Annotated in this window: 8 protein-coding genes and 1 pseudogene; 5 read left to right on the forward strand and 4 right to left on the reverse strand. The window is 39.4% G+C overall.

Annotated features, from left to right (window positions below):
- Positions 1 to 116 precede the first annotated feature (116 nt).
- Positions 117 to 392: pseudogene (locus tag ACFCYJ_RS25215) on the forward strand (AIM24 family protein); the annotation flags it as partial.
- A gap of 144 nt (positions 393 to 536) precedes the next feature.
- Positions 537 to 767 carry a hypothetical protein gene (locus ACFCYJ_RS25220; protein ID WP_376078448.1) on the forward strand — a complete coding sequence of 77 codons (231 nt, stop codon included), beginning with the start codon at positions 537 to 539 and terminating at the stop codon, positions 765 to 767.
- A 175-nt stretch (positions 768 to 942) separates the two neighbouring features.
- Here the strand turns inward: ACFCYJ_RS25220 and ACFCYJ_RS25225 are convergent, their stop codons facing one another.
- Entirely contained in the window at positions 943 to 1,905 is a 963-nt protein-coding gene (locus ACFCYJ_RS25225; protein ID WP_376078450.1) for a 2-hydroxyacid dehydrogenase, read from the reverse strand.
- A 525-nt stretch (positions 1,906 to 2,430) separates the two neighbouring features.
- Between ACFCYJ_RS25225 and ACFCYJ_RS25230 the strand changes: the two genes are divergently transcribed.
- The gene (locus tag ACFCYJ_RS25230) at positions 2,431 to 2,622 is read left to right on the forward strand and encodes a hypothetical protein (RefSeq protein ID WP_376078451.1); all 192 of its coding nucleotides are present in this window, start codon (positions 2,431 to 2,433) and stop codon (positions 2,620 to 2,622) included.
- Positions 2,623 to 2,660: 38 nt separating this feature from the next.
- Here the strand turns inward: ACFCYJ_RS25230 and ACFCYJ_RS25235 are convergent, their stop codons facing one another.
- From ACFCYJ_RS25235 to ACFCYJ_RS25245, 3 genes are all read right to left on the reverse strand, one after another.
- Positions 2,661 to 3,953, reverse strand: coding sequence for a protoglobin domain-containing protein (locus ACFCYJ_RS25235; protein WP_376078453.1), 1,293 nt, complete (start codon positions 3,951 to 3,953; stop codon positions 2,661 to 2,663).
- A gap of 236 nt (positions 3,954 to 4,189) precedes the next feature.
- Entirely contained in the window at positions 4,190 to 5,023 is an 834-nt protein-coding gene (locus ACFCYJ_RS25240; RefSeq protein WP_376078455.1) for an undecaprenyl-diphosphate phosphatase, read from the reverse strand.
- A gap of 110 nt (positions 5,024 to 5,133) precedes the next feature.
- A complete protein-coding gene (locus ACFCYJ_RS25245; RefSeq protein WP_376078457.1) occupies positions 5,134 to 6,213 on the reverse strand; it encodes a metallophosphoesterase in 1,080 nt (359 codons plus the stop codon).
- Positions 6,214 to 6,537: 324 nt separating this feature from the next.
- On the opposite strand from ACFCYJ_RS25245, the gene ACFCYJ_RS25250 reads away from it, so the two are divergent.
- On the forward strand, positions 6,538 to 7,686 hold the full coding sequence (locus ACFCYJ_RS25250) for an acyl-CoA dehydrogenase family protein (RefSeq protein WP_376078459.1): 1,149 nt from the start codon (positions 6,538 to 6,540) through the stop codon (positions 7,684 to 7,686).
- A gap of 212 nt (positions 7,687 to 7,898) precedes the next feature.
- Entirely contained in the window at positions 7,899 to 8,024 is a 126-nt protein-coding gene (locus ACFCYJ_RS25255; RefSeq protein ID WP_376078461.1) for a hypothetical protein, read from the forward strand.
- Positions 8,025 to 8,198 lie beyond the last annotated feature (174 nt).

The following is an 8,198-nucleotide window of genomic DNA, read 5'->3' on the forward strand; positions in this document are numbered from 1 at the left end:
CTCCTTTCTTTTTTTGATTATTCACAATATACAACATAAACATATGTTCTATAAAGAAAAAAGCACTTCATTCCTCCCACCTCTGAAGAAGTGGGAGGAATGAAGCTCAATTCTGTGAAGTATTACTTGTTGATACAGGATGCTTAGTTGCTATGACATCTGATGTACATTACGATATCGAGATGGTTGGGGGCGTAAAAACTGCATTGTTTGGTGGTGAAGGTATCTTCTTCGCTACTTTAAAGGGTCCGGGTAAAGTATGGATTCAATCCTTACCATTTAGCCGATTAGCAAGCCGCGTCTTCGCTGCAGCACCAATTTCTCAAGGCGGTGGCGGTCAATCTAAAGGCGAAGGTGGCATTGGCGGTTTATTTGATATGTTTAATAAATAATGGACGCTATTAATCCTATCTTTTTCATTTTAAAAGGAGCACATCTATTTATGATGTAGCTCCTTTCATGTTGTTTAAGTATGGCTCTTTGCAAAACGAGGGGGTGATTTCCGTTCCGGTTGGGCGCTTTCCTGGGGGCGTCCGATGAGCCGCTTCACTCGCGTTGCTCGCTCCAGGGTCTCGGGCCAACAGATGTTTTTTGCGCGAAAGCGAAGCGGCAGCAGCACCGATGTTGGTCACGAAGGCGTTATCACAGGACGTGATGATTTTAGCCTTCGTTCCTCTATTGCTGATCCCCAAGGAGTCGCCCAGCCTCCACTCCAATCAACCACTTCAATTAAGATGTATCTTCTGGCATGTCACTCTAATTTATAGTATTAATATGAAACTGCAACAGATGTACAATCTCGTCACAGTTATAAATCTATTCTGTTCTATTAAAGTGAACAGTCATAGCCTTCACCACAAAAATTTATAAAAGTTCTGCGTAAACGCTAAATGGAGTCCTTCCATGTAAAAAGGCACCCTTCTTCTGTTATCTTCAGTGTCATTAATCTATTCGATTCGATGGAGTTTGGCCCTGACCGTAAGCAGTAAGTGCTTTAACGTTCAGCATCAGCATAGCAGTTCTAGTTTGAAGCGAGGCACTACCGATATGCGGAAGTGCTACAACATTAGGAAGCGTCAACAATGGATGATCCAACGCAATAGGCTCTTGCTCAAAGACATCTAGCCCTGCAGCCCACAGCTTACCACTTTTTAAAGTGTCATAAAGTGCGTTCTCATCGATAATGCCACCGCGTGATGCGTTAATCAATACCGCATCATCCTTCATTATAGCAAGTTCCTCTGCCCCTATAAGTCCTACTGTATCATTGTTAAAAGGTGTCATAATAACAACGAAATCCGATTGTTTTAGAAGATCCTCTAACGATACATATTGAAAGCCATACATTTCCTCTGCCTCATGGCGACGTCTACGATTGTTGTATAAAATTTTCATATCAAAACCTTTTGCTCGTCTTGCAACAGCTTGACCAATACGTCCCATACCAATAATCCCTATAGTGGATCCTGAAACATCTTTACCTACTAATTGCATTGGATACCAGCTTTTCCATTTACCCTCACGCAAATATCGATCACTTTCTGGAATTCTACGAGCCGTCGCAAGCAATAATCCCATTACAAAATCAGCAGTCGTATTTGTTAAAACTCCTGGCGTATTTGTCGCCATTATTCCGCGCTTACGCAAAGCTTTAATATCAATGTTATTAAATCCAACTGCTAAATTTGTTACAAGCTTTAAATTGGGTGCGTGTAATAATAACTCTTCATCGACTTGATCAGCAAGCGTTACCCACAGTACTTCACAATCTGCGACAGCTGCCAATAGTTTTTCCCGCGGTATAACAATTTCCTCCTCCTCCCATTGTTTGATATCATAAAACTCTTTCAACGGTTCAACTATATGTGGCGGAAACTTACGTGTAATAAATAATTTCTTTTTCATATTCCGAACACCTCTCTACTCAATTCGCCTATAGCGTAACACTTAGAACGCTCATTTTCTAGGGGTTTCTTATTTTTGCATTTATGACACTATTCCTTTTTTATCACTTTCCAAACTTCATCCGTCTATTTGTTGTTTTATCCTTCTGAAAAGTGATTTTGTCCTATTATTTATGAAAAATAAAACTAGGCCTATCAGTTGTGGATGGCATTTTATTTAAAAGGTTTGTTCACGAGGCTAAGTTGATAGCGCCCAGTGAACGGAAACTCGCTATGGTAATTGGCCATACAAGTGATTTCTAATGAATTTGGTTAGGGATAACATTTTGTTAAACGTATGCCATGTAAATAGGTTGATTGGAGTGGAGGATGGGCGACTCCTCAGGGATCAGTGATAGGGGAACGAAGGCTAAAACCATCACGTCCTGTGATAACGCCTTCGTGACCAACTTCGTGTTGGCCCAAGCGGCTCATCGGACACCCCCAGGAAGCTTTGCTCTGTGCGAAAGCGTAGCGACAGCAACAATTGTTTTATCTGTGCGAAAGCGTAGCGACAGCAACACGGTTTTATCTGTGCGAAAGCGTAGCGACAGCAACACGGTTTTATCTGTGCGAAAGCGTAGCGACAGCAACACGGTTTTATCTGTGCGAAAGCGAAGCGACAGCAACAACAACAAAGCGCCCATCCGGAACGGAAATCAACCCCTCACTATGGTAATAATCAAAAAAACTATGCATAGGCTTTATGCATAGTCGTTAAAATTCTCTAATTGTTGTGTCTAAACGATTGGCAACTTGTTTTAATTCCTCGGAAGATTCTCCAATTGTTTCTATAAATTCCGCCAATTCTGTTATTTTCAGTCCGACGTTTTGGAAGTTTGAGATAGAGCCGTTTACTGAGCCAGATATAGCATCAAATGCTTTTAAAGATGCCGAGTTTTGCTCAATACTATCGTTCACCAGCTCTTGGATCTCATGAATGGCTTGAACAACTTGTTTTGTAATGCCATTAGACATCATGATGAGGTCCCCGATTTGTTCAACCGAACTTTTCGTCTGGTCTGCAAGCTTACGAACTTCACTCGCCACGACAGCAAAGCCTTTTCCGTGCTCTCCTGCACGTGCAGCCTCAATAGCTGAATTTAACGCAAGTAAATTTGTTTGATTAGAAATTCTTTTCACTATTTCAATAACAGCATTAATTTTAGAGGAAGAGTGATTTAATCGCTCCACCATACCCGACATTTCAACTGTTTTATGATGAATTTCCCCTGTTTGTTCATTAATTAGGACTATTTTAGAATAGCCTTCAGACGATACTTGTTGCATTGTTTTTGCCTCATCGATACTTTCCTTCAAGTATTCATTTACTTCCTTAGCGTTATCAACAAGTTCAGTCACTGTTTCATTCGTGCTATGGGATTGAGTATCTAGTTGCGTAGATATTCCACCTATAACTTCCTTCACATGTACTCGAACACTATCCTGTTGCTGTTCAATTAACATCTTAGCATAATGATCATATTCCTCTAGGACAATCTGTTGTTCAAAGTTACATATTTTACTAATCGCCTCACAAAACTTTTCTTCTTCGTCCCTCGTTAATTGAAGCGTATATACAATCTTTCTTAATAATTTTTCAAGGTTTTGAAAGGCTGCTAAATACCACTTAGGATACAAGTTAATCTTTACATGCATTTTCGCGACCCGCCTTCTCTTCTCCAAAAATGCATCGTCTATACGCCCTTCGAACATTTCTATAATATGAAGGCGTAATGTTTGCCGTAAACGTTCACTAGAGCTGTACTTTTCAATAACTTCACGTAAGTCTGGCACACTTTCAATTGCCTGATAAAATGCGTCTACCACCTCTGCGACATTTCGTTCAATATACGGTTTTAAACTTCTAATTAATTGCAAATCTCCTTTCGTTAGATTTACTAGATTTAACTGTTGTAAACGTTCCTGATCTTGAATAATAACTCCTATACTTGATTCATCACTGATCTCAATTGTATTTTTCTTAGGCTTATTTCCAATACGAAACAACTTCTACACCCCACAGTACCTATGTATATTCTACTAAAAACAAATAATTCTATAATCAATTATACTGTCTAGACAATTGGAATGACAATAAATAGGTAAAAAATATCTATTTTCACAATAAGCATTAATCCATCATACTTACAAACAATACTTATTAACCATTCCATCCTTCTTAGAAAAGGATAAAATCGCTAAAAAAAGCCACTCCTTCTTTAATAGAAGAGTGACTTTATTCATTACATAAAGATAATAACAGCTAGCACAGCAGCTAATACTAAACGATAAATAGCAAATGGCATTAATTTCACTTTTGAAATAAGTGCTAAGAAGAATTTAATTGATAGTAATGCAAAGATAAATGAACTAATGAAGCCTACTGCATAGAATCCAAAATAATCCATAGATAGCGTATCCCAGTTTTTCAGTACAGATACTAGACTAGCACCCGCCATAATCGGTACTGCCATAATGAAAGTAAAATCTGCCGCCACGCGGTGACTCATTCCAAATAGAACACCACCAGATATTGTTGCACCTGAACGGGAGAACCCTGGCCAAAGTGATAAACATTGTACTAACCCTACTTTAAATGCTAAACCATAAGAAATTTTATCTAGAGAATCCACTTTTGGTTTTTTTGTTGCAAATTTATCTGCAATAATCATTAAAATTGCCCCAGCTACTAAAGCATACATAACATGCTCTACTTTAAATAAATGATCATCGATAAAATCTTTGAACGCAAAACCTAATACAACTGCTGGCAACATGCCCACAATAACATGCATTAAATTGAAGTGACCTTTCACTGATTTCGATTGGCCATCAATTTTATAGAGTCCTACTAAATTTAACATTCGTTTCCACATAACAACGACTACCGCTAAAATGGAGCCTAGCTGTACAACGATTTTAAATGTATTGGCAGGATACTTCCCTAAAAACTCCTCTGTCTTTAGCCACATATCGTCCACAATAATCATATGTCCTGTCGACGACACTGGTGCAAACTCTGTCATCCCCTCGACAAAGCCTAAAATAAGCGCCTTTAATAATTCAATGATATCCACATTGTCACCTAACCTTTTGTTAATTAAATACAAACATATTATAAAATACACTTTTTCGGGCGCTTTCTTGGGGGCGTCCGATGAGCCGCAAGAGCCGCCCCATTTACCAACTAACGAAAGTTTATATCCACAACCCATAGTTCGGAGCGGCTGCCTAGTCGCATTGGAGGGCCCCAAAAGCCAAAACCTGATGAAACAAGTGTATGCATTTTCTCCTTCATCTTATAACCATAATCGAGCTCAAATACACGAGCTGTAATATACTGATTAGGCCATAGTTGACCCTTATGCGTATGACCCGACATATGAAAGTCCACGCCCAATTTTGCAGGCGTACTTAAATCATTCGGGGTATGATTCATAACAAACCAAGGCAAGTCATCAGTTGTCTTCAATCCATCTAGTTGCTTTCTATCCTTGTTTGTAATATCTTCTTGACCCGTTAATACTATCACATTATCGATTCTAATAGTTTCATCACACAAAACTTTTACATTTGCTTTTTCCATCTCTGCAATAAACTCAGGGATTTTCTTGCCATAATACTCGTGATTGCCAAGTACACCATACACCCCGTATGTAGATGATAATTGCTTCATCACATCCGCCATTCCCTCTTTAACAAACCATTTAGGATCATCATCCACAATATCTCCAGCTAAAAAGACGATATCCGGCTTTGCTTCATTCGATAAAGTAACGAAGCGCTGTAAATGTCTTTTATTTGATAGAACACCTAAATGAAAATCTGATGCAACTACAACTCTCATCGATTCTAGTTCACTACTCTTTTTATCCATCGTTATTTCTAAATGACGGACTACAGGTGAATACGCTAAATAGGTTCCCACAATACCAAGTACAAACAACATAGCAATCGCTATACTGCCAACTATCTGTACATTGTTAAAAGGACTTAACCAAATAATCAAGTGTGCTACTAAGCAAAGCAATAATCCGTATTCAAAAATAAACATCCAGTAATTATTGATGATTGAAAACATTCGTAAAGACTCATGCAATCTACTAATAATAATACTGAACGCAATGATATACAGCACTAGCCAATATAAAATTGGATAGCGGAACCACCCCATCGCCACAAGCCACTGTTTTAATCCCCACCCTAAGTAAAAAGTTGATGCACTATATATACTTATTAAAAGAATTCCACCAATTACTTTAGACATATTTCAGTTACCTACTTTCATATAGTCTTAGTTGATTATAGCATTCTCTTCTAGAAAGGAAGGGCAAAAGGGCAACCAATCAGTTCATTAAATCTTCTCTATAATTTAATCGTATGATTTACATGACAATCTAGATGAGACCCCGGGGTGTCTGGGAATAAAACCTATATTATAGTAATATCCCCTCTTTCAATTCAGCCTGATTATACGGTTACATAAAAAAACTATAAATAATACACTTTAATTTTTCTGAATATTTCAGTAACATTATAGTTGGAAGAGGAAATTTATGCATGAACGAGCAAAAAAAGGGGTGTTGTTCATATGACAAAATATAAATTCGAATCAACAGAGCATGAGTTATTCCGTAAAACCTTACGTAAGTTTTTAGCAGAGGAAGCCGAGCCACACTATCCACAATGGGAGAAAGATCATCTTATTCCACTTGAATTTTGGCGTAAGCTTGGGGAAATGGGCTATCTATGCCCTCAAGTAGAAGAGCAATATGGCGGTCTCGGGCTTGATTTTAGTTTTGGTGTTATTATTCAAGAAGAGCTAGAGCGTGTAGGTTCAAGCCTTATTGGCGTTGGTTTGCATAACGATATCGTCGTGCCCTATATCGAGGCATACGGCTCAAATGAGCAAAAATCACGCTGGCTACCAAAATGCGTTACAGGCGAAAATATTACAGCCATTGCTATGACAGAGCCAGGTACAGGTTCAGATTTGGCAAACATCCAAACAACTGCCATTCGTGATGGCGATCATTATATCGTTAACGGACAAAAAACATTTATTACTAATGGTATTCATACAAATTTAGCAGTCGTTGCTGTAAAGACAAATCCTCAGGCAGAAAAAAAACATCGTGGCATTAGCCTCCTTGTCATTGAGGACGGGACACCAGGCTTCACAAAAGGTCGCAAGCTCGAAAAAGTTGGCATGCACGCGCAGGACACAGCCGAGCTATATTTCGAGGATTGTCGCGTACCTGTAGAAAATCTTCTTGGTGAAGAAGGTAATGGCTTTATCTATATGATGGAAAAACTGCAGCAAGAGCGCTTAGCGGTTGCAATCGCCGCACAAACGGCTGCTGAGGACATGCTTGCTTTAACAATTGATTATGTAAAATCACGTGAAGCTTTCGGAAAATCGATTAGCGACTTCCAAAATACGCAATTTAAAATAGCCGAAATGGCAACGAAAATCGAACTTGGCAAATCATTTTTAGAATCTTTAATAGAAGAACATATCGCAGGAAATGATGTTGTGACAAAAGTTTCAATGGCAAAATACTGGATAACGGAAAATGCACGTGAGCTTGCTGTCCAGTGTATGCAGTTACATGGTGGCTACGGTTATATGGAAGAATACAAGATTGCTAGAAGATATCGAGACATTCCTGTCATGTCCATTTATGCAGGTACTAACGAAGTCATGAAAGTGATTATTGCTAAGAATTTAGGGTTATAACTTTGAAAGTGAAATCTATGGCTCTTCGGCAAAACGAAGAGCCGATTTCCTCCGTTCCTGCGGGCGTCCGATGAGCCGCTTCGCTTCACTTTACTTTACGGTGATAAAAAAAACTCCAGCACCAATGATGTGTAGGTGTGAAAGTGTAGCGCTAGAGAAATGGCAGCGAATTAAAGCGAAGATCCGAGGCGACGAATTGAACCGCCAAAGTCGTGGATAGAACCGCCAAAGCTGCGGATGGACCGTCAAAGCGACGGATTGTTAGGCCGGAACGACGGATGATTGTGCCTAAGCGACGGATGAATGAGTCCAAGCGACGGTATAAAGAGCCGGTGTGACGGATAGTAACCAAAGCGACGGATTGTTAGGCCGAAACGACGGATGATTGTGCCCAAGCGACGGTATAAAGAGCCGGTGTGACGGATAGTAAACAAAGCGACGGATTGTTAGGCCGAAACGACGGATGATTGTGCCTAAGCGACGGTATAAAGAGCCAGAATGACGGATAGTAA

Source organism: Lysinibacillus sp. NPDC056232 (assembly GCF_042267565.1).
Taxonomy (GTDB): Bacteria; Bacillota; Bacilli; order Bacillales_A; family Planococcaceae; genus Lysinibacillus.